Genomic DNA, 25,180 nt, shown 5'->3' with positions numbered 1-25,180 from the left:
AAGGAAGACCCGTTTTTATATAAAAGCTTTAGTTGTTAACGAAATAACAACAGCACTAAACATTTTACTAAGAAAAAAATTACGAAGAAATTACAAAAGGAGGGGTCATATTCAATGTATCGAAAAGTCGTTCTAGTTTCTATTGCATTACTTTTAGCTATAACAACTCTACTAGGAACAGAATCTTTTTCACTTGCAGAAGCAAACACTGGAGACGAGTTAGAACAAAGAATAAATGATTTACAAGATCAGCAAAGTCAGGTAGAAAGTGAAGTAAAGGAAACAGAAGAAGAATTAAACAATGTTCAATCTGAAATTGATACCGTTGTAACTGACCTTGTTAGATTAGAAGAAGAGCTAGCTCAAACAAACAGTCAGGTAGAAAGTAAACAAGGGGAAATTGAGGATACTCGAGAACGAATTGAGGAGCTCCGTGAAGAGATAGAAGCATTAGAAGAACGTATTGCATTAAGAGATGAATTGCTAAAGGATCGCGTTCGTTCTATGTACCAAAATGGTGGAGTAATCAACTACATAGAGGTTATTCTTGGTGCCAAAAGCTTTGGTGATTTAATCGAACGAGTCCAAGCTTTAAATACAATTGCTCAGCAGGATCGTAACATTTTAACACAACATCAAGCAGATAAAGATGCTGTGGAAGAAGCAAAACGATCGATTGAAAAGGAGTTAATTGGACTTGAAGACCAATTAGCAGAGTTAGAGGAACTTCAAGCGAAGGTGAAACAGCAGAAAGAACAACAAGATCGCTTAAAGAAGGAGCTAGAAAGTAAGCGTGCTTCATTAGAAGTTGTAATGATGACGAAGGAAGAAGAGCAAGCGATCCTTCAAGCTCAAGAAGAAGCAGCAAAAGTAGAATTAGATGATTGGTTAGAAGAGCAGCGTCGTATAGAGGAAGAACGTCGAAGAGAAGAAGAACGTAGACGTCAAGAGGAACTTCGTCGTCAAGAAGAGCAAAGAAAACAACAAGAATTAGAACAACAGCAACAACAGCAGCAAAATAATAACAATAATGGTAGTGGAAGTGGAAATAATAACAACGCAAATACAAGTAATCCTAATCCAAATCCAAATGCAACTCATGACCCACCAACGGATACTGGAGGATTGTTAATGCGTCCTACTACTGGAACGGTTACTCCAGGTTCTGGATTCCAGTGGCGTGGAGGGACTTTCCACCCAGGTATTGATATTGGTAAAAATGGTAGACAAGGTGATGTCCCAGTAGTTGCTTCAGAAGAAGGTATGGTTATTAGCTCCTATTATTCTGCTTCTTATGGGAATGTTATTATGGTTCGCCATAGTATCCAAGGGCGTACGATTACAACACTTTATGCTCACTTAGAAAACCGTGCTGTACGTACAGGACAATATGTTGCAAGAGGTCAATTCCTCGGTAATATGGGGAATACTGGTCAATCCTTTGGTGCTCACCTTCACTTTGAAGTGCACGAAGGAGACTGGAACTTTGGTAAAACAAATGCGGTCAATCCGTTAGATTATTTTTAATAAAAAGTAGTCTGTAGAGTTTTTCAAAGATTAATATTAGGAAACCTGTGATAATAAAAGCAGTTAAGATGAAAAGACCAAATCATATATGTGATTTGGTCTTTTCTTTTTTAAATAAAGGAAATTTATTAGTTTTTTAATGGTGTCTTTGAGACAAGACGTAGGCTTTACTTAGGCGGGCGGAATTAATGCTTCTTGCGCTTTTCTTATACGTTCCTTGGAACAATAGGAGCCCCTGTTCCTGCAAAAGGAGAAAAGTAGGTTTGCAGGCACAGAGGAAGCCGCCCCTGTTCCTGCAAAAGGAGAAAAGAGGGTTTGCAGGCATATAGGAAGCCGCCAATGAACCTGCAAATAGAGAAAAGGAGTTTTGCAGGCATATAGAAGCTTGCCAATAAACCTGCAAAAGGAAAAAAGAGTTTTGCAGGCGTATAGAAGCTAGCCAATAAACCTGCAAAAAGTGAAAAGAAGTTTTGCAGGCATATAGAAGCTTGCCAATAAACCTGCAAAAGGAAAAAAGAGTTTTGCAGGCGTATAGAAGCTAGCCAATAAACCTGCAAAAAGTGAAAAGAAGTTTTGCAGGCATATAGAAGCTAGCCAATACGCCTGCAAATAGAGAAAAGAAGTTTTGCAGGCATATAGAAGCCGCCAATACGCCTGCAAAAAAATATTTGCAGTTATGGCTTTACCTGAAGCTGATCCTGCAGGAGTAGTCGCCTTCCACTCCTGAACCATTTATGGTAAAATAATTTATTTTTTTCTAATATTGCACGTCGTATTTTATGGTAGCTAAGAAAAAGAAGAGACAGTCCGCCTAATGTCACCAATTGATGACATAGTGAAACTGCCTCTGCCTCTCATTTTTTCATATTAAATAACTATCCGCTGATCGAAATCATGAAGACTCTATTTCATCAACGTACTACTTAATTTTTTTATAGCATCTGTATCAAGTGTTCTTTCATATTCATCTACGACATTGTCACTTACAACAGTTGCATATACGTTATCAACAAAGTAGCCTGTTGATTTGGCAACCTCAATGATTCGTTGTGGCCAAGTTCCAGCCCAAGAGTAACCAGTTCTTCTTTCTTCTTCAATTTCACTAATGTCGTATCTAATGACACCATCGCGTCCGGAGAAAATCGGATTATTTGTACCAATTTCATAGAAGCGATACCAAACTGTTGCACCAGGATGCTCGATAAAGTATGGCTCTACTCGATTGTCAAATCGTGTATCATCAAGACGAACACTATCTAAATAGTTAATGGCACTCTCTACTGCAAGTCTAATTTCATCTGTTTGTTCTGGTCGAGACATAAGCCATGCAATTACAGGAACAGATTCATCAGAAGCGATGGATGGGTGTTCGTATGATCTTCCGTGTCTTGGTTCGTAAGTCACTGGATCGTGCTGTTGCCCCCATGCAGTTAATACGCCATCCACTTCGATTTGCGCATTTAAAATATAATCTAATCCTAGTGCTATCTTATCTTCAATTTCTGCTACAAGCTCGTCACTAATTAAATCTGTATTTGCGAAAGGACCTTGTCGTGCAGCAACATCATCGTAAAACTCCAGTACATTTGTCATAGCATAGTCATTAAACGTAACGAAGTCAGAATATCCACCTCTTGAAGGATACACTTGTGCAAATCCTCCAGTAGGGTATTGTAGATTTTCAAGGAAGTCAAAGCCTAATAAGACACTATCCTTAAAGCGTTCGTCCCCTGTCATTGCGTAAGCTTCAGCCATTGTCACAATTTCATTCACTGTTGCGTCGTTATCAATTGTACCTAATGGTTCTCCATTTCTACCTTTCCACTCAGAACGTGGCTCTTCACCATCCCAAGGACGTTGATAAATATGAGGGAAGTTCTTTGTCCATCCACCATGTTCTAACTGCCAAGTTAGTAGATTTTCTGCTGCATCTACCGTGCTTTGGTCGAATTCAATTTCGTCTGACTCTTCTACACGATATTGTCCATTTTCGTCTAACGCTTCTTCAATGTCGTAAATGATAACACTATACCCAAGTCTGTTTACTCCAACAGAGGCTTCCGTTACAGTAAGACTGGACAAGCTTTCGTTTAAACTGCTCCAGGAGCCAGTTGCATTAGATACTCGAATGTCGTATGGGCTAATATCTTCGAAAAAGCCATTAAGAGTTACAGCAATGGTGTTTTCATTAAGGGCGTCTACGCTTGCAATTTGAACGGAATTAGCAGGTAGAAGATCATTTTCTGTTAATTGCTCTGCTAAGCTTTCCGCACCTCCATGTGTAAACGGTCGATTTGGAATAAAGCGTCCTTCTAGATATTCCTTTGCTTCATCAAGAGAATCTAATTCTAAGACGTACTGAATAACTTGTGCTGCTTCATTCATTGTAATTGGTTTGTCAGGCTGAATTTTTTCACTGTCAAAAACAGATAAATATCCAGCTTCATGAGCTGCTTGAACTGCGTAAATGTACCAGTCATCCTCTGCTAGCTCCCAATTTTCATTAAATGCTTTCTGGCTAACTCCTTGTAGTTCGCCGTCATTTGTAAATCCAAATAGACTATTAATAAAACTGAAAAACTCAATTTGCTTCACTGGTTCATTATTGTTAAAGGAAAGTTCTTCTAGGATGAGACCTTCTTCATTCCACTGCTGGAAAAGGGCTTCGTTCATACGATCGGATAAAGGAGTAATATCATAAGTAGGTTCATCATCCTCATCCTCTTGTTGGCCTTGAGTGATTCTTAGGTGATCTAGGTTTGGTCCACCTTCAGGGCCAACTCCAGTAAAGCGAACGGTATTTAATCCTTGCTCTAAGTATGCAACAGTTGATGATGGCTCCCAAACATTCCATGCTCCAGTAGGTAAGAATGCAAGAGATTCTTCAACAACCTCGCCGTTTACTTTAATTTCCCCTGGACGATCAAGACCGCCGCCGTGTGCATAGTAGATGGCAAGAGTGTATTCCCCAGCAGTATCTACATATACATTCCACTCTGCAAAACCACCAGGTACGTTTGGATCAAAGCGAATGTACCCATCCCCTATGTACCCTTGATGATCATCTTCTACTATAAACATTTCACCCCAAGCTTCCTCAGCGTGGTAAATGTCACCTTCTGTTTCATCTGCACTTACAGAGAATGCTAAAGAAAGTAATAGTACTACTACTGCCCCTACTATAGCGGTAGTAGCAAAGCGTTGTTTGAATTTTGATATCATTCCAATTCTCCTCCCTTTTTTTGTAATCGCTTTCAATTAAAACTTTACCATTATTTTTTTAACAATAATTGCAAGATGTAGGTTAAAACTTATACATATTTTGTTGTAGAGGATGTTCAAAAGTCCAGGAAAAATATCTGTCGAATCTCTGCGTTGGCTTGCTTTTCCGTTCCTCACGTATTAAAAGCATACGCTACGGTAACTCAAAGCTACGCCGCCTTGATCTTTCGACGCACAGGACGTGCTAGTGTCGGCGTTGCAACAGGATGTTGCGACTTTAGCCGACTCGGCTATTTTTATCCTCCTTTTTGAACACGCACTTGTAGAAATAAACAAAGAAAATATAGTAAGAAAGAGAAAAAGAAAAAAAGAAAAAGCAAATGAAATGGAAGTCATTTCATTTGCTTAATGGGGAGATAAATTATTTGTATTTTGTTTTCGGAAATTGGTTGGAGATACGTCATTTACACTTTTAAATACACGATAGAAATGAACGTTGTTTTTAAAACCTACCTTTTTGGCAATCACTGCTATTTTCAAATCTGTTTCTAGCAATAGCCTTTTCCCCTCTTTTATTCTTACTGTATTAATATAATTAATTGTATTGCAACCAGTAACTTTTTTGAATAAACGACTAATGTAAGCTTCGCTTAAATGAAATTTATTTGATAAATGGGGAAGAGATACATCATTCATATAGTTGTTATTAATATATTTAATAATGTTTGAAATGACGACATTGTCATACGGGAGTGCATCCTCCACAGAAATGGATGCTTCTTTTTCTACCTCTTGCTGCTGCTCTACTAACCGCTTACTTTCAATTAATAAAAGTAAAAGTAACGAACGTATATAAGTATTTCCATCAGAATCATTAACACCGTATTCCTTATACAAGGAAGTCATTAATTCGATTATTTTCTTTTGTCGATAAGGAGGTACTGAAATAATTGTTGGTCCATTTTCAAAGAGTAAGGATAGTAGGGAATGGTCATGCTTTTGTATTATGGAAGGCTTAAAGTTCATAACGATTCGTTTATGTGTTGGAAAATCGGCTGTTCCAGTTTTATGAATGACGTTTTTATTAATGAATACCAAATTGTTTTCATGAATCTTATATTTTTTGCCATTAATGTAGTAAATTCTACTTCCTTCTAATAAGTAGTAAATTTCATAATCATCATGCAAGTGATAATGCTCCATATCTACTTTTGAGGCATCATGGTTGTTGTAATGAATATAAAAGGAACTATCTCTTTGAGACACATCTAATAGCTGAATCAAATTCGCAACCTCCTTTTTTAGTTTTAAAATCACATAGATAAGAATAGATTTTTGGTATTTCCTTCAGTAACTACGATAAAATAGTTTTAAAACCCTCCTATTGTTGGGAAAACAGTTATTTTATACTGTATAGGAATTGTTGTGAATGAACCGAAGTATCTAGTTGGTTAGGAACAATGGAGGAGTAACAGACTGTGTAATATAGTAAATATGGACGATAGTAGAATAGACACATAAATTACAATTTTCTTCATATAATAAGACAGGTTTTACATAAAGTTTTACATATGTCTTCTTTCTTTTCCTATTGTATTTTTGTTATGATAGGAGCAAGTAATGACAAATACTTAACATAGAGGACGATTATAAAAAATTAAATAGAGGTTTTTGGTAGTAAAAGATATGAGAGGTATAGAGGTGAGTAGATGAACGTAAATAAAGCATTTATCCCGTTAATTATTGTGGCGTCTTTGTTACTTGGGGCTACTGGTATGTATATTGGGAACATAATGATAGGTGGAGGTTCTGCAGCCACAGTTATTGATCAAACAGAGGAAGAAGATGCAAGTGTTGTAAATGGTGTTGTTCAGGTCGAGGATCTAGGTGTAAATGAGGAAAAGCTTGGGAAGTTTGCTGCGGCCTATGATATGATCCTTCAACAATTTTATAGAGATGTAGAGGAACAGGAATTATTAGAAGGTGCTATTGCTGGTATGTTAGAGGTACTAGATGATCCTTATTCCGTCTATATGGATGAGCAATCTGCACAGGAATTTATGGAGGGATTAGATTCAACTTTCCAAGGTATCGGTGCTGAGGTTAGTATGAACAATGGGAAGGTGACGATTGTTGCACCTATGAGAGATTCTCCAGCGGAAAAAGCGGGGCTTCGCCCAAATGATCAAATCATAAAGGTAGATGGGGAAGACATAAGTCATCTTTCTTTATATGAAGCAGTTTTAGAAATTCGTGGTGAAAAAGGGTCCACTGTCACGCTAACAATAGAACGGCCAGGTGTATCAGAATTGCTTGATATTGACGTTGTCCGTGATGAAATTCCAATTGAAACCGTTTATACGGATATTTTTGAGGAAAATGGAAAAAGAATTGGGTATTTAGAAATTCGTTCCTTCGGAGATAATGCAGCTACTCGCTTTGAAGAGGAGTTAACTAATTTAGAGGATGAAGGAATCGATGGGTTAATCATTGATGTTCGTGGAAATCCAGGTGGTTACCTGAATTCTGTGGATAAGATTGGGAGTTTAGTCGTTCCAGGTGGGGAGCCTATTGTACAAATCGAGGATCGTAATGGTGCAGTAACACGACATATTTCAAATTTAGATGGAGAAAAGTCATATCCAATTGTTACGTTAATTAATGAAGGAAGTGCATCTGCATCAGAAATTCTTGCTGCAGCTCTTAAGGAAGCAGGAGGTTATGATGTAGTAGGAAAGACGACCTTTGGTAAAGGAACTGTTCAGCAAACATTACCGATGGGGGATGGGTCTCAAATTAAATTAACGTTGTTCAAATGGCTTACTTCTGGAGGGAACTTCATAAACGAGGTTGGAGTAGAACCAACGATTGAAGTATCACAGCCTGACTTTTTCTATGTTTCACCAATTAATGTTGAAGATGTATTAGGACTTGATATGACAAGTAATCAAATAGAACATGCACAAATTATGCTTGAAGGTCTTGGCTTTGATCCAGGTAGACAAGATGGATATTTCAGTGAATCCACTGTTGAAGCTGTTCGGAATTTCCAAGGTCATATTGGCTTAGATGTTACTGGAGAGATCGATAAGAAGACTGCCGAAATGCTTCAGCTTGAAGTTGTAAATGCTATGTCAGAAATAGAAAATGACTACCAGTTGAAAAAAGCGATCGAAGTATTAGCAGAATAAAGGCACACAACGTAACAAACGAAATAACGTTCACAGAATGTTCAGGGACCTGTTCCCGTACAATTTTGTGAACGTTTTTTCTTTCCTCCTTTTTACGGATTATTTGTTCTTTATTTTCTTGAGACCCTTTTATCTGTTCTATATGTGAAAAAAGTTCTTTCATTTTCAGTTAAATGTTTTAAAATGAAAGGAAGGGATAATAATTACAAAAGATTTTGTCAATTTTTGCATATGATTGACAGAGAACAAAGGATCATTATTTGATATACTCATTATATAGGGAAGTGTGTATGAACATCCTACAATATATTCCTAACAAACTTGTAATGAATGTGTGAATGAATGCAGTAATCTTTACTATTATGTAACAGGCTATTATGTTGTCATAATCTATTATATTTTTTCTTCTATTAAATAACGGATCGTTTTACTTTAGGGTACCTTACGTTTTTTTTACACTACACCTATTATAAAGGGGGCAATCATGTGGATGTCATAGGCTTAGAATTTTTAAAAGGTTTCGGAAGGTTATGGTTACATCCATTAACGTATATTTTTTTTCTCGTCGTTTTTTTTATTGGAGTAAGGAGAGTGAAGAGAGAAAGAAAAGATTTTCATACCAGAGTTCATGATGTCATTCTAGATATAGCATCTCCTATGATTATAGGGATTAGTATGGGACTTATTTTATCATTATTATTAACAACTGCAGGGATTGAAGTACCTGTAGGGATGATGGTTCTCCTTTTAGTATTGTGGATTGTTTTCTTACCGTTTAGACAAATTAGATGGTTAAGTATGGCTTTCATAGGATCTATTGCTTTGTTAGTATCACCATTCCTTCCAAATGGTGGCACAAACTTTCCCCTTATAAATCAATGGCTCCAAGACATTCAAGGGATGAATGCAGTTGGATTTGCTTGGATATTAGTAGCATTGTTTTTAGCAGAGGCATTTTTAATTTTAATTAATGGGTGGAAGCACTCATCGCCTAAACTTATATCTAGTAAACGGGGGAAAACAGTAGGGAGTCATGAAGTAAAACGATTATGGCCAGTTCCTATTCTACTACTATTTCCAATTGGTAGTTTAGTATTTGATGGATGGTGGCCTTTATTTCAGTCAGCTAATAGTTTAGAAAATGGTCTCATGATTATTCCATTTATTTTAGGCTTTCAGCTTACAGTACAAAGTCAACATCCAGAGGAAGGGATAAAAAAAGTTGGTAAGCAGCTCCTTATTCTAAGTGTTGTTTTAGTATTCGTGGCAGGAGCAGCAACATATTTAACCTTTATTGTTCCAGCTGTTGCTATCATTGGTCTTTTAGGACGTGAACTAATTTTTATTCTATTCCATGCTTCTGAAAAACATAAGACTGGTTATTTTACAAATAGAGAGAGTGGGTTAACCATTCTGGGAATACTGCCTCAATCTACTGCGGAAAAAATGGAGTTAGAAATAGGAGAGGTAATATTAAAAGTAAATGGCTATGAAGTGTATTCTCAAAGGGATTTTTATGAAGCACTTCAAGTAAATTCCGCCTATTGTAAACTAGAGATTATAGATCTATCAGGTGAAGTTCGCTTTGCCCAATCGTCGATACATGAAAATGAACACTATCAAATAGGGCTATTATTTGTTCCGGACGGTGAAAACGGAAACCTGTCAGCTAGAGGCTTACGATCCTCGGTCGTTATTTACAACGATCGAAACGGAAAATCGTTAACGATGGAAAAGAAGTTCATTGAAGATGAAAAGGTTGTCACTAATGGGAATGAAGAAGTACAGACAGATGACCAACTTTATGATGTTGAAGAATCTGATGTAAAAGAGGAAGAAACTGATTCCTTTGAAGAAAATAATGAGGTTCAAGCTGAAGAGGTTGAAACTAGTAAAGAAGATAGTTCATTTATGGATGAGTCGGATTTTCGCCATACTAGCTCAAACGACTATGATGCCTCAGAAGAGTACGATAAAAGTGAAATAGAAGCTGCCGCTACAGAGGATTTGGTAGAGAGGGCTGTAAAGGCTGTTCAAGAAGATGAGGAATATTTAAAAAACGAAGATGATCAACCTTTTGAAAATAGTATTGATAAAGAAGTTGTTGATTTAGAACGTGAAGCTCATCCAGAAGAGAATTTTGAACTAGATTTGGAAGAGGAGATAGAAGAAAAGACCGATGAATCGTATAATAGTGACGAAGAATCGGCATATGCAAAGGGTACGGATAAGGGCTTAGAAGAAGTAGAACAAACAGATCTAGAGGAAAGTCCAGATGACATTCCACAAACAGAGTATCGTGATCATACGGAAAATATTGCTGAAACTGATCAACATTTGAAGCAGACTGAGGAAAAAGGAAAGTCTAATGAATCTTTCATTACACCACAATTTAATGAAGAGGAAGAAAGTGAACTGCAATACGGTTTAATGGATGAAGAAATCAAGGGAGAACCTTTTGATCAGAAAACCTCCGACGATAAGCTAGAAAAGGTAAAAAAGGAAGAATTTGAGAATAAAAATGATGACGTTGAAGCGGAAAAGGTGCATGCGGAGCATAAAGAAATATCTTCAAAAGCTTTAAATATTTTTTCTAATGAAAAGAAAGAGGCGGAGGAAGATAAAGAGCAAAGTCTTATAGAAGCGAAGGAACGTCGTGCTGAGACTGGTGAAAAGCCTTATGGACAGGCAGCAGGATTATCAGCCTTTTATGAAGAGTTTAGAGAAACAGTGCCGAAAAGAGAAAAAAAATGGCTATTAAAAGGTGACAAAAGTAACGAAAAGGAAGAGACTGATAGAAAGAAGAAGAAGCGAAAGTTTTGATGGAAAAAGTTTTATAAATTTGTAATGCTATAAAAGATTTAGGGAATGTATTTCTCTAAGTCTTTTTATTTTTCACCTTCCACAAAATTAGAACCTTGCAATACCGAAATGAGAATACTTGTTCGTATTTTTCGTCTGTTGTGTTATAATGTTGCATAAGTGTTAAGAATGGATATAGATGGATAGTATTCAAAAAGCTTGTTAGTTGCATTTTAAACTAATTTTCGTAATGATATGGAGTAGTTGAAGATTACATTTGTTTTTTTCACTGCTTTGCGGTCTTCTGAACCGTTTCTATTTTCAGGGTAGACCTCACATGCAAGCAATCTTGCACCATGGGGGATGAAAATACTCATCAAGGTGGTTCATCCGTTTCTTGCGGACGCTTTCATGGGGCACGGCCTCAACTTCCTAAAACTTACACAGTAAGCTTTTAGGGGATTTTCGGCTCGTGCTGATCCCACTGGAGTCGCCGCCTTCCACTCCTGAAGCAATACCTATTTTCAGGGTAGACCTCACATGCAAGCAATATTTGCACCATGGAGGATGAAAATACTCATCAAGGTCGTTCAATATGATATCGCTTATTACAAAACATTAAATTGTTAAAAACAATTTTGCATTGATTATATAAAAGAATAGATTCACGGAAATTCACATGAACGGAGGTAGAATGGCGTGTTAGAAGAAATAGGTCAACCATCATCACAAACCTTTCAATTAGTCTCTAAATATGAACCAGAAGGGGATCAACCTACTGCAATTAAACAGCTCGTTGAGGGAATAAATAATGGGGCGAAATATCAAACTCTCTTAGGTGCAACAGGTACTGGAAAAACTTTTACGGTCTCTAACGTAATTAAAGAAGTGAATAAACCAACACTTGTCATTGCCCACAATAAAACGTTAGCAGGGCAGCTATATAGTGAGTTTAAAGAATTTTTTCCGAACAATGCCGTTGAATATTTTGTCAGCTATTACGATTATTATCAACCAGAGGCATATATTCCATCGTCGGATACTTACATTGAAAAGGATGCAAGTATTAATGATGAAATTGATAAATTACGTCACTCTGCTACAAGTGCCCTCTTTGAACGGAAGGATGTCATTATTGTTGCAAGTGTATCGTGTATATACGGGTTGGGTTCTCCAACGGAATATAGCGAATTAGTTGTTTCCATGAGAACAGGTATGGAAAAGGAACGGAACGAGCTTCTTCGTGATCTAGTAGATATTCAATATGAAAGAAATGACATTAATTTTACCCGTGGTACCTTTCGTGTTCGTGGAGATGTTGTGGAAATATTTCCAGCCTCCCGTGATGAGCATTGCCTTCGAGTAGAGTTTTTCGGTGATGAAATCGATCGGATTACAGAGGTGGATGCACTCACAGGTGAAATTCTTGGTGAACGAAACCACGCAGCAATATTCCCAGCCTCCCACTTTGTCACGCGGGAGGAAAAACTAAAGCGAGCCATCGTTAACATTGAGAAAGAGCTAGAAGAAAGACTAAAAGAATTAAACGAACATGGAAAGCTCCTAGAAGCACAGCGATTAGAACAACGAACCCGGTATGATATAGAGATGATGCATGAAATGGGCTACTGCTCTGGTATTGAGAATTACTCTAGACATTTAACGTTAAGAGGAGCTGGAGCTACTCCATACACATTGATCGATTATTTCCCAGATGATTTTCTTATTGTCGTAGATGAATCACACGTTACATTACCTCAAGTGCGGGGAATGTACAACGGTGACCAAGCTCGAAAAGGGGTACTTGTTGATCATGGGTTTCGTCTACCGTCGGCGAAGGATAACAGACCATTAAGGTTTGAAGAGTTTGAGGATCATATTCATCAAACGATTTTCGTTTCCGCCACACCAGGACCATATGAGTTAGAGCATTGTCCAACGATGGTTGAACAGATCATTCGTCCAACTGGTCTATTAGATCCGACCATCGACGTCCGTCCAATTGAAGGACAAATTGACGATCTTATTGAAGAGATTCACGTAAGAAAAGAACGGAATGAACGAGTTTTAATTACAACTTTAACAAAAAAAATGTCGGAGGACCTTACAGATTATCTGAAGGAGATCGGAATTCGAGTGCGTTATCTCCACTCTGATATAAAAACATTAGAACGAATTCAAATCATTCGTGAGCTTCGTCTCGGTCACTTTGATGTACTTGTAGGGATTAACCTATTACGGGAAGGACTAGACATTCCAGAGGTATCACTCGTAGCTATACTAGATGCAGATAAGGAAGGCTTCCTTCGTTCAGAACGATCCCTTATCCAAACGATGGGAAGAGCTGCGCGAAATGCTAATGGACATGTCATTATGTATGCAGACAAAATTACGAAATCAATGGAAATTGCTATGGAAGAAACAAAACGACGAAGAACCATTCAAAAAGAGCATAACGAAAATCATGGAATCGTACCTCAGACCATCCAAAAGGCTGTTCCGGAAATTATAAAAGCAACCTATGCTGCTGAAGAAGATGAAGCATATGAAGTAATGGAAATTGCGAAAGCAGCACCGAAACAAAAGTTAAGTAAGCAGGAACGATTAAAGGTCATCGAAAGAATGGAGAAAGAAATGAAGGAGGCTGCGAAGAACTTAGACTTCGAACGGGCCGCAGAGCTTCGTGATATTGTTATTGAATTGAAAGGGGAAGGGTGACCAAAGCATATGGCACTAAATAATATTGAAGTTAAAGGTGCACGATCACATAATTTAAAAAACATAGACGTAACTATTCCGAGAAATAAGCTCGTTGTTTTAACAGGACTATCAGGATCAGGAAAATCTTCTCTGGCATTTGATACCATTTATGCAGAAGGACAGCGACGGTATGTGGAATCATTGTCTGCTTATGCACGACAATTTTTAGGACAAATGGATAAACCAGATGTGGATGCCATTGAGGGTTTGTCCCCAGCCATCTCTATCGACCAAAAAACGACCAGTCGAAATCCTCGTTCAACAGTAGGAACAGTAACGGAAATTTACGACTACCTACGGCTTCTCTTCAGTCGTGTAGGAAGACCAATTTGTCCAACGCACGGAGTGGAAATTACGTCGCAAACGATACAGCAAATGGTGGATCGTATGCTCCAATATTCAGAACGAACGAAAATGCAAATCCTATCCCCAGTTGTTTCTGGTCGTAAAGGGACACACGTGAAGGTACTTGAAGATATGAAAAAACAAGGATTTGTACGTATCCGAGTGGACGGTGAGATGCGAGAGGTAGCTGAAGAAATTGAATTAGAAAAAAATAAAAAGCACAATATCGAAGTAGTAATTGATCGTATCGTTATTAAGGAAGGGATTGAATCCCGCCTTGCAGATTCGTTAGAAACAGCATTAAATTTAGCTGATGGACGTGTTATTGTAGATGTCATTGGGGAAGAGGAACTTCTTTTTAGCCAGAAGCACTCCTGTCCTCATTGTGGTTTTTCCATTGGTGAATTAGAACCGAGAATGTTTTCCTTCAACAGTCCCTTTGGGGCTTGCCAATCGTGTGATGGGTTAGGGACAAAGCTTGAGGTAGATTTGGAGCTTGTTATTCCTGATTGGAGTAAATCATTAAATGAAAATGCTATTGCCGCTTGGGAACCAACAAGCTCACAATATTATCCACAGCTATTATCGAGTGTGTGTGATCATTTTGGAATTGACATGGACGGACCTCTTGAACAGCTTCCAAAGTCTCAAGTAGATAAAATTTTATATGGCAGTGGTAGTGAAAAAGTATATTTCCGTTATGAAAATGAATTTGGAAACGTCCGAGAAAAGGAAATCTATTTCGAAGGTGTAGTCAAAAATATTGATCGTCGTTACCATGAAACAAGCTCTGATTATATCCGTGAACAAATGGAAGGCTATATGGCCCAAAAGGATTGTCCAACTTGTAAAGGAAACCGTCTGAGAAAAGAAAGTCTTGCTGTTAAGATTGGGGACAAGCATATTGGAGAAGTTACGCACTTTGCTATTAAAGATGCAAAGGAGTTTTTCAACAATCTTCAGCTTACAAATAAAGAAATGACAATTGCACGAATGATCTTAAAGGAAATTGACGAACGACTCGGTTTTCTAATAAATGTAGGACTTGACTATTTATCGTTGTCTCGTTCAGCAGGGACATTGTCAGGTGGAGAGGCACAGCGAATTCGTTTAGCTACTCAAATTGGTTCATCCCTAATGGGTGTTTTATACATTTTAGATGAACCGTCCATCGGTCTTCATCAGCGAGACAATAATCGACTTATTGAGACGTTACAAAAGATGCGTGATTTAGGAAATACACTCATTGTGGTGGAGCACGATGAAGATACGATGCTAGCAGCAGATCATATTATTGATATTGGACCTGGAGCTGGTGTTCACGGTGGAATGGTTACAGCAGAAGGTACGCCTGAGGAAATATGTCATGACGATAATTCTTTAACTGGGCATTATTTGTCAGGAAAAAAATTCATTCCTTTACCTGCAGAACGTAGAAAGCCGAATGGAAAGAAACTTTCTATTTTGGGAGCAAAGGAAAATAATTTAAAAGGGACGAATGTTCATATTCCATTAGGCATAATGGTAGCAGTCACAGGTGTATCAGGATCAGGAAAAAGTACGCTAATTAACGATATTTTATACAAATCAATCGCACAAAAGCTCACAACTGCAAAGGATAAGCCTGGGGAGCATAAGGGTGTTGAAGGAATTGAGTATCTTGATAAGGTAGTTGATATTGATCAATCTCCTATTGGTCGTACGCCACGATCTAATCCAGCAACGTATACAGGTGTCTTTGATCAAATTAGAGATGTATATGCTATGACGAATGAAGCAAAGGTCCGAGGGTATAAGAAGGGACGCTTTAGCTTTAATGTAAAAGGTGGCCGTTGTGAAGCGTGCCGTGGGGACGGAATTATTAAGATAGAAATGCATTTTCTCCCTGATGTGTATGTTCCTTGTGAGGATTGTGATGGGAAACGTTATAATAGAGAAACGTTAGAGGTTAAGTACAAAGGAAAAACGATAGCAGATGTCCTTGATATGACAGTTGAGGATGCCGTGGAATTTTTTGAAAACATCCCTCGTATTAAGCGGAAGATTGATACATTATTTGATGTAGGTCTCGGCTATATGAAGCTCGGTCAACCTGCCACAACCTTATCAGGAGGAGAGGCTCAACGAGTAAAATTAGCGTCTCAGCTCCATCGCCGTTCAACTGGTCGTACGCTTTACATTTTAGACGAACCAACAACAGGCTTGCATGTTGCTGATATTGATCGATTACTAAAGGTTCTGCAACGTTTAGTTGAAAACGGTGATACAGTTCTCGTCATTGAGCATAACCTGGACGTTATTAAGACAGTTGACCACATTATTGATCTTGGTCCTGAAGGTGGAGACAAAGGGGGAACTCTTGTAGCTCAAGGAACTCCAGAAGAAGTGGCTGAGGTGTCTGTATCTTATACGGGAGAATATTTGAAACCTATATTAGATCGGGATCGACAGCGAATGGAACAGCGTATAATGGAAAAAGAAAAATTAGCTACCCACTCCTAATAAGAGGAAGGGAACGGCATTTCATTATTTGAGGGATATCGGTTTTAACTAAGAAGTCCCGTATAGAGAGAGAAAAAAATAAAGCAAAGACGAGACCTTTTCACTTAGTGAATTTGTCTCGTTTTTTATTGAAAGTTAATTTATACATTCTTTTCTCGACTAGAGTCTAGGAGACAGGACGTAATGACGGGCTAATAATAGTGATCAAGACATAAAATACAAAAACATACAGAGGTTGAAAAACATAAATATTGAAGGAGAACTAGGTTTGCTTGTCGAAAAAGAATGTGGGTATATTTGTAATAAAATTTGCATGAAATAAGAGAAACATAGAAGGGATTGTTCATATGGGGAAATATAAACGAGAATTAACAGAAGAACTTATTCATTTTATAAAACAACAAAAATTATTTTTTGTTGCTACCGCACCTTCTGATGAAGGAAGAATCAATCTATCTCCAAAAGGCTATGATTCTCTTGTTGTTATTGATAGTCATACAATTGCTTACCTAGATTATGCTGGAAGTGGCAATGAGACGGCCAACCACATTAACGATAATAAAAAAATAACATTTATGTGGTGTAGTTTTGAGGAAACACCATTGATTTTGCGTGCGTATTGTTTTGGTCACATTCTTGAAAAGGATGGTGATGTTTACCATCAATACATGCAAAAATATTTTGAAGAAATTGATCCTAAATCTGCTAGAAGAATCTTTATTTGTGATATAGAAGCAATACAAACTAGCTGTGGATTTGGGGTACCTTTATTTGATTATATTGGAGAACGAGATACGATGGCAAAATGGACTGAAAAGCAACTTGCTAATGGGAATCTTGATCAATATATAGAAGAGCATAGTGCACGTCTTGAAGAAAAATTCCCTCTATTAAAAAAGTGAGTGCAACAGGTTTTAATATATAAATGATTAGTATAAACCGTTTTGTTTTAAAAACGTGGTAATAACAGTTGATAATCAATGACACATATCTAAAGGTACACAACGCAGAAATTTAAAAGCATAGTTTTTTTGGAGTGGCGGACATGATAGCCTCGTTTGGCTTGCCAGCTACCTTTTGAAAATGGAACTTTAAACTAAAAGAACTGACTACTCTGTGTAGTTGGTTCTTTTACATGTATCTTTATTTGATATTTAATTTCTGTCTAACTCCGAATGTGTAATTGATATGGTCTAAAATTTAACCACTATTATTCATCCTGCATGATCATGGTGCAAATTAAAACTTGCATGAGTGGTCTACCTTGAAAATAACTGAAATTAATCGGTTCAATCCGAGAGCAAGAGGGAGTATGAGGGAGGTTGAACCAGGGGAAAACAAAGCAGGTACAGACGAAGCAGGTACAAAAACCCCCGGTTCAAATCGAGAGCAAGAGGGAGTATGAGAGAGGTTGAACCAGGGGAAAACAAAGCAGGTACAGCTGAAGCAGGTACAAAAACCCCTGGTTCAATCCGCGAGCAAGAGGGAGTATGAGAGAGATTGAACCAGGGGGTAACGAAGCAGGTACAGGGGAAGCAGGTACAAAAACCCCTGGTTCAAACCGAGAGCAAGAGGGAGTATGAGAGAGGTTGAACCAGGGGAAAACAAAGCAGGTACAGCTGAAGCAGGTACAAAAACCCCCGGTTCAATCCGAGAGCAAGAGGGAGTATGAGAGAGATTGAACTAGGGGAAAACGAAGCAGGTACAGGTGAAGCAGGTACAAAAACCCCTGGTTCAATCCGAGAGCAAGAGGGAGTATGAGAGAGATTGAACCAGGGGAAAACGAAGCAGGTACAGCTGAAGCAGGTACAAAAACCCCCGGTTCAATCCGAGAGCAAGAGGGAGTGAGTATTTTCTTCCTCCATGGTGCAAGTTTGACTTCACTTGCATAGGCGTTCTACCCTAAAAGACTCAGGAATGGAATGGAATGGGGCTCCATGGGGAAAGCAACAGCTACGAGAAATCTAGCTAGAGCTCTGTGTTTAAAAAAATATCAGTCTCAGGTCCTAGTTCAATACAGTCTCCCGTCCGTAGGAAATAGGAAGTCGGTATTGTATTCTTTATATATAAACCTTTACTATTTAGAAGATAATTTTAGGTCAATATGTAAAACCTTATAAAAGTCAGCATGAATGATATAGAAAAGCAAAAATGTGGGAAGAGAATAGTAACTGAATTTTTTCTAATTCTTGTGTAAACTGTATACATTTTTGAAACCTTTTTATGAAATTATCGTAAAAATAGTAGAAGATTAATGAATATTATCCATTCCATCAAAGGGGAAGTTGTACCTTAAGACTTCATTACTCCATTTCTTACTAAGGTAAACAAAAGCAGACAAACAATATGTGATAAAAATTATTTAACTATGTTAAGGAGGATGTTATTTATGCAAGAAGAACGTAAGATGATATTAAAAATGATTGAGGACGGGAAAATCACAGCAGAAGAAGGACTTCAGCTATTAAATGCATTGAAGGAAGATAATGGTGAAGGTACTGATGCAACATCGTTCAAAACAGATTCGACTGAGACCTCCGTTTCTCGTGATGTGGATTGGGAAAAAGGATCAGGATATCGCCAGCAGCATACGCAACGAAATCCATCCTTTGCTACGAAGTTTACAGAGTTCATTGAAGATGCAGTTCAGAAAATTAAGGAGTTTGATTTAGACTTTAACTTTGGTTCTTCTATCGAAATTCAACACATTTTTCAGCACCGTGATGCAGATGTATCAAAGGTGGACGTATCCATTGAAAACGGAAGCTTGACGTTCAAGCCATGGGATGAGAATGACATTCGAGTAGAATGTAATGTAAAGGTTTATAAAGTGAGAGATTCAGATGAAGCACGACGGACGTTTTTAGATGAAGTGTTTTTCGACTTAACGGATGAAAAGCTACGCTTTGAATCGCGTCGCAAGACAATGAAGGTAAATACTGTTGTTTATGTACCTAAAAAGTCATTAGAAAAGATAAAGCTCTATACTTTCAATGGTAAGATTACAGGGGATGTAGTATCCACAGATAAATTCGAAGCGCAAACGGTGAATGGCCGAATTAGTCTAGAGGAATTAGAAGCTGAAGAAGTTCGATTGGAAACAGTAAATGGGACAATATCTATCAGTCAGCTTGATGCAGAGCATTGTGATGCAAAAACCGTGAATGGTACGATTGCTTTAAGTGCATTGAAAGGAAAGCTAGATGCAGAAACATTAAACGGTACGATTCACTATACACTATTAAAGGCAAATGATAGTCGAGCATATATTAAAACAACGACAGGAAGTGTCTCTGTACATGTACCGGAGAATGTGAAAACAGAAGGAGAACTTAAAACAACAGTTGGTGGTATACAGTGTGATTTGCCACAGCTATCTATTATTGAAGAAAAGAAGGATTTTGCAAATAAGCAAATGTCATTTTTAGCAAATAAAACTGGGGAGCACACATTCTACATTGAGGCAGAAGCAACTACAGGATCCATATCTGTACGGAACAAATAAACGTGCTTCGCCTTATGGAACTCCCTCTTTCTCCATCTTGATTCATCATTTCTAACAATATGGTAAGCATAATAGATATAATAACAGACCATATACGATATTTTTGTGAAAGAATGAAAGGGGCGTATTACCATGAAGCGTTTATACCGTACAATCCATGATAGAAAATTAGCAGGAGTTTGCGGGGGACTTGGTCATTATTTCAATATAGACCCAACGATGGTTCGTATATTAGCCATTATCCTTTTCTTCGCATCAGGAGGAGTAGGCTTTATTATCGGCTACATTATTGCAGTATTTGTTATTCCAAACGAGACGGAAGTTTGATAAAGATGAAGGTATGGATTTTACAATTATTTGTTCATGCTATTACTCTTTTGATTATTGCACACTTCATGAATGGAGTTGAGATTTCAGGTATTGGTATTGCCATATTAGCGAGCTTCATTTTGTCTTTTGTGAATGCTATTGTTAAGCCGATACTTGTCGTTCTGACTCTTCCCATTACTGTGTTGACCCTTGGTTTGTTTCTACTCGTCATTAATGGAATGACATTGATGCTTACCTCTTTTATAATGGGGAGTAGCTTTGTAATCAGTGGATTAGGAACAGCAATTATTGCAGCAATCATCTTTACAGTATTAAATACACTCATTAATTCGTACGTTGTAGATCCAGTAACGAAAAGATGACCATTAGGATTAAGAGTTATTGATAAAAAGGTATGGGAATGGAAACATTTTCCCATGCTTTTTTTATTTCTGATAAGTACATTTATAAAAAAATCATAAACGATCTTAATTTATGTATAGTGAAAGGATGGGGTATGATAAAATGAGAGATGTCTAAATGAACGGGAAAAGCTCGTATTTTGATTTTACCCAATAAAAAAAGCTTAGGAAAGCAGTACAATAGAAATAGAACCTTTCCCTTTTTTTCATGAGACGTAATGGCACCTAGAGTTTTTCTAATCCCATCACGATGCTGCTTGTATACATAAAGGAGGTCAAAAGAATAATATGGTGAAAGTAAATGCCAAAGACTTAATGGAAGAGTTCGACTTAGAATTGTTAAATAAAGAAGAGGATGTAGCGTTTAGGCCCATTACCACGAGTGACCTTTCTCGTCCTGGTATGGAAATGGCTGGTTTTTTCACTTACTATCCTGCAAAACGTATTCAACTACTAGGAAAAACGGAAGTCTCTTTTTACAATCAATTAAATGATGTTGATAAAAAGGATCGCATTGAACGACTCTGTACATACGATACTCCAGCGATTGTTTTATCTCGTGGATTAGATTGTCCGAAGTTTTTAATAGAATCAGCAAGTAAAGTTGGAGTACCTATTTTGCGTTCTCAATTAACAACAACACGATTAAGTTCCTTGCTTACGACCTACCTTGAAAGGGAATTAGCACCAATGACAGCCATGCATGGTGTATTGGTAGATATTTATGGAATTGGAGTGCTCATTACAGGATCAAGTGGTGTCGGTAAAAGTGAAACAGCCTTGGACCTCGTTCGTCGTGGACACCGTCTCGTTGCTGACGATTCTGTTGAAATTAAACAGGAGCATGACGGAGTGTTAGTTGGACAAGCCCCTGAGCTTATCCGTCATTTGTTAGAAATTCGCGGATTAGGCATTATTAACGTCATGACATTGTTCGGTGCAGGCTCTGTTCGACCATTTAAGCGTATTGTGTTATCAATCCATTTAGAATTATGGGATCAGAAAAAACAATACGATCGCCTTGGAATAGATGAAGATAAAATTAAGATCTTTGATACAGAAATTACGAAAATGACGATTCCAGTTCGTCCAGGACGAAATATTGCCGTCATTATAGAGGTGGCAGCAATGAATTTCCGTTTAAAACGCATGGGAATAAACGCAGCGCAGCAGTTTACGGAGCAGCTGTCTAATGTAATTGATGAAGGGGATCGTGACGAGTTTTTATAAGGCATAGTGAAAATATAATCTTAACGTTTTAGCTACAACAGTTACACTTCATTGTTTCTTCATAAGTATATGGGAGAATGTCTACATGATACGGAGAAAGTTCTGTTGTACTGACGAAGAAGGGCAGCATAGTGTAACAGAACAGCACCAGTTTAATTATAATTGGTGCATTTCTGGAGGCTGAGCTTTCTTTCGTACAATTCTTTTACACTATGGTAAAGTTAAGAAGGGATAGTGATAACACAGGCTGTCCCTTGGATTTTTTTAAAAGTGAGGTGTTTACAATGTTGCTTGCTACGGTTGAACCATTGAACCCTATAGCTATTGATTTTGGCCCGATCACCATTTATTGGTACGGTTTAATTATTGGTTTGGGAGGAGTTCTTGCCTATTTACTAGCGAACCACGAAGCGAAGAAACGGGGACTTCCAAAGGACTTATTTTTAGACTTACTTATTTTTGCTGTTCCTGCAGCAATCATTGGTGCAAGGCTTTACTACGTTATTTTTCGCTGGGAGCATTACGCCCATAATCCGTTAAAGGCATTTGCGATCTGGGAAGGTGGACTTGCCATCCATGGAGCCCTAATTGCTTCTGTTCTTGTTGCTTACATATTTGCGAAAAAACGAGGTTTATCCTTCTGGAAGATTGCGGATATTGCAGCACCAAGTATCCTATTGGGACAGGCCATTGGTCGTTGGGGAAATTTTATGAACCAAGAAGTGTATGGAAACGAAGTGTCTAGAAGCTTTTTGGAAAACATGATGCTCCCTGAGTTTATCATTAACCAAATGTATATTGAAGAAGGTGGCGTCTATGCTTACTATGCCCCAACCTTCTTATATGAATCGTTGTGGAATATACTAGGGGTTATCATTCTTATTCTATTACGCCGTGTAAATCTTCGTCGAGGCGAGATGTTTATAACATATGCCATCTGGTATTCGGTAGGGCGCTTCGTAATAGAAGGACTACGTACAGATTATCTACTCATTTTCGGTGTTTTAAAAACAGCACAAGTTGTCTCTATTATTACGATCGTTGGTGGGATTATTCTCATCATTTACCGTAGAAAAAAGGGACTTGCGAATGAACGGTATTTAGATGAAGAAGAACCGCCGAAGGGAAATAAAAAAGGTGCTGCTGGAAACTCAAAGAAAAAATCTAGCGGTAAAAAGAAAAAGAAGAAATAGCCACCTTTCGAATTAAATAGTTTTCAAAAGGATGTAGCAATCTTCTATTAATGAAATCTTCAAAGAGAAGGAATATAATTAAATACGATATATTGTGGCGTCTAGAATAATGTGGTTCTTGACGCCACCTTTTTTTTCTTATACGTTAAGAAAGGATTCGTTTTTAGAAGAACCTTTAAAAAGGAATATACGATGCAACAGATGTCGCACTTATGCCTGTGGTGAAAGCTGTTACCTGTAACGGGTGAACACCATTAGAAGGAAAATTTTCATACTCCATAGTGCAAAATTCACTTGCATGTGGTGGTACTTTGAAAATAATTGTGAGTGTCCGTATTGGGAACTTGGAGGAGATACTTATGAAAACATTAAAGGCAGGGTTAAAGGTAGGCCTTCAAACTACCTGGACATTAGGAAAAATCATCTTTCCAATTACACTAATCGTAACCATCCTAAGCCATACCCCTGTCATGGACTGGCTAACGAGGATACTATCCCCTTTAATGGGGTATATTGGGTTAACAGGGGAAGCTGCTATTCCTCTCGTTTTAGGGAACGTCTTGAATTTATACGCAGCTATCGGTGCTATTCTCACGATGGATCTCACGGTGAAGGAAGTTTTTATTCTCGCGGTAATGCTATCATTTTCTCATAATTTATTTGTAGAATCTGCTGTAGCAAAGCAGGTTGGGGTTAAAATTTGGATTGTTTTAGTCGTGCGCATTGGCTTGGCATTATTTTCCGCATGGCTAATTAATGTGACATGGCAAGGTGGAGGAGAGCAAGCGAAATATGGCTTAGTTCCTTCATCAAGTGGTCAGGAAACTGTATCAGGTTTTGGTGCCATCGTCTATCAAGGTATAGAAAGTGCCTTATTAGGAATTTTTCAGCTTGCCTTGATTGTTATTCCGATAATGGTATTTATACAGATTATGAAGGATTTGAGATGGCTTGAAGTCTTTTCAAGATGGATGTCTCCATTTACAAAAGTGTTAGGAATTAGAGAAAATACTTCAACTACCTTAGCAGCTGGTCTCGTATTTGGTTTAGCCTATGGAGCTGGTGTGATGATTCAAGCAGTAAAGGAGGATGGAGTACGGAAAAAAGATGTTTACTTAGTAATGATATTCTTAGTAGCCTGTCACGCTGTCGTAGAAGATACGTTACTATTTGCTCCATTAGGTATTCCATTATGGCCATTATTACTCATTCGACTAATCACTGCCATTCTCTTAACCATAACTGTAGCCTTCATATGGAACAGAATCGAGAAAAAAGAAGCCAATAAAGAAGAAACAGAAGAAATCAAAGGAACAGGGTAAAAATGTTCAGGGACATGGTTTCGTACAAATTTATGAACAAACATAAAAGGTCACCAAAAGTTCAGAGACCATGTCCCGCACAATTTTATGACAAAATTTATTTTCGTTAAGGAGTGTTGTTACAGTATGTCTACAGAAAAAAATACAACGTCACAGCATGTTGATTTAAAGGCTATTGACACGATTTTATTTGACTTAGATGGAACATTAATTAATACGATTGACTTAATCATTGCTTCTTTTTTACATACGATGGATACTTACTATCCAAACAAATACAAGCGAGAAGATGTGATTTCTTTTATTGGTCCACCACTATCAGAAACCTTCCATCGTCTTGATCCTGAAAAAGTAGAGGAAATGACGAACACCTATCGGACTTTTAACCATGCAAAGCACGATGAATTAATCAGTGAATATGAGGGAGTAGTTGAAACAATTGAAGCACTTCATAAGGAAAAGTATAAGATGGCAATCGTAACTACGAAACGGCGTGATACAGCGGTAAAAGGAATGGAGCTCATGGGCTTAGACAAGTATTTTGATGTTGTCATTGCATTAGATGACGTTATCAATTACAAGCCTGATCCAGAGCCGCTAAACAAAGCAATGGAAGCATTAGGGGCAGATCCAACAACTACCTTGATGGTTGGAGATAGCAAGCATGATATATTAGGTGGGAAAAATGCAGGGACAAAAACAGCAGGGGTAGCGTGGAGCATTCAAGGACGAGAACAGTTAAACTCCTTTGAGCCTGATATTATGCTAGAAACGATGACAGAACTATTAGACTACCTACATGTAAAGAAAAATTAATCTGAAGATGGTACATACGGAAGTGAGGAATGCA

General features: G+C 37.8%; 20 protein-coding genes. 16 read left to right on the top strand and 4 right to left on the bottom strand.

The features are described 5' to 3' along the window. Positions 1-114 precede the first annotated feature (114 nt). The gene (locus QA612_RS03980) at positions 115-1,527 is read left to right on the top strand and encodes a murein hydrolase activator EnvC family protein (protein WP_278282467.1); all 1,413 of its coding nucleotides are present in this window, start codon (positions 115-117) and stop codon (positions 1,525-1,527) included. A gap of 206 nt (positions 1,528-1,733) precedes the next feature. Here the strand turns inward: QA612_RS03980 and QA612_RS03975 are convergent, their stop codons facing one another. The 3 genes from QA612_RS03975 to pelA all read right to left on the bottom strand — a co-directional run bounded on the left by QA612_RS03975 (position 1,734) and on the right by pelA (position 4,749). After that, a complete protein-coding gene (locus QA612_RS03975; RefSeq protein ID WP_278282466.1) occupies positions 1,734-1,970 on the bottom strand; it encodes a hypothetical protein in 237 nt (78 codons plus the stop codon). Beyond that, on the bottom strand, positions 1,963-2,259 hold the full coding sequence (locus QA612_RS03970) for a hypothetical protein (protein ID WP_278282465.1): 297 nt from the start codon (positions 2,257-2,259) through the stop codon (positions 1,963-1,965). The genes QA612_RS03975 and QA612_RS03970 overlap by 8 nt, the downstream gene beginning before the upstream one ends. 171 nt (positions 2,260-2,430) lie before the next feature. Further along, positions 2,431-4,749 (bottom strand): pectate lyase, encoded by a 2,319-nt coding sequence (gene pelA, locus QA612_RS03965; RefSeq protein ID WP_278282464.1) that lies wholly within the window; start codon positions 4,747-4,749, stop codon positions 2,431-2,433. A 247-nt stretch (positions 4,750-4,996) separates the two neighbouring features. Between pelA and QA612_RS03960 the strand changes: the two genes are divergently transcribed. Further along, positions 4,997-5,158, top strand: coding sequence for a hypothetical protein (locus QA612_RS03960; RefSeq protein WP_278282463.1), 162 nt, complete (start codon positions 4,997-4,999; stop codon positions 5,156-5,158). Here the strand turns inward: QA612_RS03960 and QA612_RS03955 are convergent. Beyond that, entirely contained in the window at positions 5,155-6,033 is an 879-nt protein-coding gene (locus QA612_RS03955) for an AraC family transcriptional regulator (protein WP_278282462.1), read from the bottom strand. The genes QA612_RS03960 and QA612_RS03955 overlap by 4 nt on opposite strands. A 425-nt stretch (positions 6,034-6,458) precedes the next feature. On the opposite strand from QA612_RS03955, the gene QA612_RS03950 reads away from it, so the two are divergent. The 14 genes from QA612_RS03950 (at position 6,459) to ppaX (ending at position 25,146) form a co-directional block, all read left to right on the top strand. Beyond that, positions 6,459-7,940: a S41 family peptidase gene (locus QA612_RS03950; protein WP_278282461.1), complete on the top strand. Its 1,482-nt coding sequence runs from the start codon at positions 6,459-6,461 to the stop codon at positions 7,938-7,940. A 486-nt stretch (positions 7,941-8,426) separates the two neighbouring features. Beyond that, a complete protein-coding gene (locus tag QA612_RS03945; RefSeq protein WP_278282460.1) occupies positions 8,427-10,763 on the top strand; it encodes a hypothetical protein in 2,337 nt (778 codons plus the stop codon). Positions 10,764-11,441: 678 nt separating this feature from the next. Beyond that, the gene (uvrB, locus tag QA612_RS03940; protein WP_278282459.1) at positions 11,442-13,460 is read left to right on the top strand and encodes an excinuclease ABC subunit UvrB; all 2,019 of its coding nucleotides are present in this window, start codon (positions 11,442-11,444) and stop codon (positions 13,458-13,460) included. Positions 13,461-13,469: 9 nt separating this feature from the next. Beyond that, complete coding sequence (uvrA, locus tag QA612_RS03935; protein WP_278282458.1) at positions 13,470-16,349, top strand: excinuclease ABC subunit UvrA; 2,880 nt, start codon at positions 13,470-13,472, stop codon at positions 16,347-16,349. Between the two features lie 347 nt (positions 16,350-16,696). Continuing rightward, positions 16,697-17,251: a pyridoxamine 5'-phosphate oxidase family protein gene (locus QA612_RS03930; RefSeq protein WP_278282457.1), complete on the top strand. Its 555-nt coding sequence runs from the start codon at positions 16,697-16,699 to the stop codon at positions 17,249-17,251. Between the two features lie 362 nt (positions 17,252-17,613). Continuing rightward, positions 17,614-17,754: a hypothetical protein gene (locus tag QA612_RS03925; protein ID WP_278282456.1), complete on the top strand. Its 141-nt coding sequence runs from the start codon at positions 17,614-17,616 to the stop codon at positions 17,752-17,754. A 352-nt stretch (positions 17,755-18,106) separates the two neighbouring features. Beyond that, on the top strand, positions 18,107-18,241 hold the full coding sequence (locus QA612_RS03920; protein WP_278282455.1) for a hypothetical protein: 135 nt from the start codon (positions 18,107-18,109) through the stop codon (positions 18,239-18,241). A gap of 497 nt (positions 18,242-18,738) precedes the next feature. Next, positions 18,739-19,854: a DUF4097 family beta strand repeat-containing protein gene (locus tag QA612_RS03915; RefSeq protein WP_278282454.1), complete on the top strand. Its 1,116-nt coding sequence runs from the start codon at positions 18,739-18,741 to the stop codon at positions 19,852-19,854. Between the two features lie 132 nt (positions 19,855-19,986). Next, positions 19,987-20,181: a PspC domain-containing protein gene (locus QA612_RS03910; protein ID WP_278282453.1), complete on the top strand. Its 195-nt coding sequence runs from the start codon at positions 19,987-19,989 to the stop codon at positions 20,179-20,181. A gap of 5 nt (positions 20,182-20,186) precedes the next feature. Further along, positions 20,187-20,546 carry a phage holin family protein gene (locus tag QA612_RS03905; RefSeq protein ID WP_278282452.1) on the top strand — a complete coding sequence of 120 codons (360 nt, stop codon included), beginning with the start codon at positions 20,187-20,189 and terminating at the stop codon, positions 20,544-20,546. 327 nt (positions 20,547-20,873) lie between these two features. After that, entirely contained in the window at positions 20,874-21,815 is a 942-nt protein-coding gene (gene hprK / locus QA612_RS03900; protein ID WP_278282451.1) for an HPr(Ser) kinase/phosphatase, read from the top strand. Positions 21,816-22,099: 284 nt separating this feature from the next. Further along, a complete protein-coding gene (gene lgt / locus QA612_RS03895; RefSeq protein WP_481804408.1) occupies positions 22,100-23,008 on the top strand; it encodes a prolipoprotein diacylglyceryl transferase in 909 nt (302 codons plus the stop codon). A gap of 359 nt (positions 23,009-23,367) precedes the next feature. After that, positions 23,368-24,330 carry a nucleoside recognition domain-containing protein gene (locus QA612_RS03890; protein ID WP_278282450.1) on the top strand — a complete coding sequence of 321 codons (963 nt, stop codon included), beginning with the start codon at positions 23,368-23,370 and terminating at the stop codon, positions 24,328-24,330. Between the two features lie 126 nt (positions 24,331-24,456). After that, positions 24,457-25,146: a pyrophosphatase PpaX gene (gene ppaX / locus QA612_RS03885; protein ID WP_278282449.1), complete on the top strand. Its 690-nt coding sequence runs from the start codon at positions 24,457-24,459 to the stop codon at positions 25,144-25,146. Positions 25,147-25,180: the final 34 nt, after the last annotated feature.

It is taken from the genome of Evansella sp. AB-P1 (assembly GCF_029688925.1).
GTDB lineage: Bacteria > Bacillota > Bacilli > Bacillales > Salisediminibacteriaceae > Evansella.
The sequence above is the reverse complement of the archived record's forward strand: the minus strand, read 5'-3'. Positions and strand labels throughout refer to the sequence as shown.

What these genes read in the sequence shown, in the direction of transcription:
- QA612_RS03950 (WP_278282461.1), top strand. Translation starts at nt 6,459, where the DNA reads ATGAACGTAAATAAAGCATTTATCCCGTTAATTATTGTGGCGTCTTTG.
- lgt (WP_481804408.1), top strand. Translation starts at nt 22,100, where the DNA reads ATGTTGCTTGCTACGGTTGAACCATTGAACCCTATAGCTATTGATTTT.
- pelA (WP_278282464.1), bottom strand. Translation starts at nt 4,749, where the DNA reads ATGATATCAAAATTCAAACAACGCTTTGCTACTACCGCTATAGTAGGG.
- hprK (WP_278282451.1), top strand. Translation starts at nt 20,874, where the DNA reads ATGGTGAAAGTAAATGCCAAAGACTTAATGGAAGAGTTCGACTTAGAA.
- QA612_RS03910 (WP_278282453.1), top strand. Translation starts at nt 19,987, where the DNA reads ATGAAGCGTTTATACCGTACAATCCATGATAGAAAATTAGCAGGAGTT.
- ppaX (WP_278282449.1), top strand. Translation starts at nt 24,457, where the DNA reads ATGTCTACAGAAAAAAATACAACGTCACAGCATGTTGATTTAAAGGCT.
- QA612_RS03890 (WP_278282450.1), top strand. Translation starts at nt 23,368, where the DNA reads ATGAAAACATTAAAGGCAGGGTTAAAGGTAGGCCTTCAAACTACCTGG.
- QA612_RS03930 (WP_278282457.1), top strand. Translation starts at nt 16,697, where the DNA reads ATGGGGAAATATAAACGAGAATTAACAGAAGAACTTATTCATTTTATA.
- QA612_RS03980 (WP_278282467.1), top strand. Translation starts at nt 115, where the DNA reads ATGTATCGAAAAGTCGTTCTAGTTTCTATTGCATTACTTTTAGCTATA.
- QA612_RS03905 (WP_278282452.1), top strand. Translation starts at nt 20,187, where the DNA reads ATGAAGGTATGGATTTTACAATTATTTGTTCATGCTATTACTCTTTTG.
- QA612_RS03920 (WP_278282455.1), top strand. Translation starts at nt 18,107, where the DNA reads ATGAGAGAGATTGAACCAGGGGAAAACGAAGCAGGTACAGCTGAAGCA.
- QA612_RS03970 (WP_278282465.1), bottom strand. Translation starts at nt 2,259, where the DNA reads ATGGTTCAGGAGTGGAAGGCGACTACTCCTGCAGGATCAGCTTCAGGT.
- uvrA (WP_278282458.1), top strand. Translation starts at nt 13,470, where the DNA reads ATGGCACTAAATAATATTGAAGTTAAAGGTGCACGATCACATAATTTA.
- QA612_RS03915 (WP_278282454.1), top strand. Translation starts at nt 18,739, where the DNA reads ATGCAAGAAGAACGTAAGATGATATTAAAAATGATTGAGGACGGGAAA.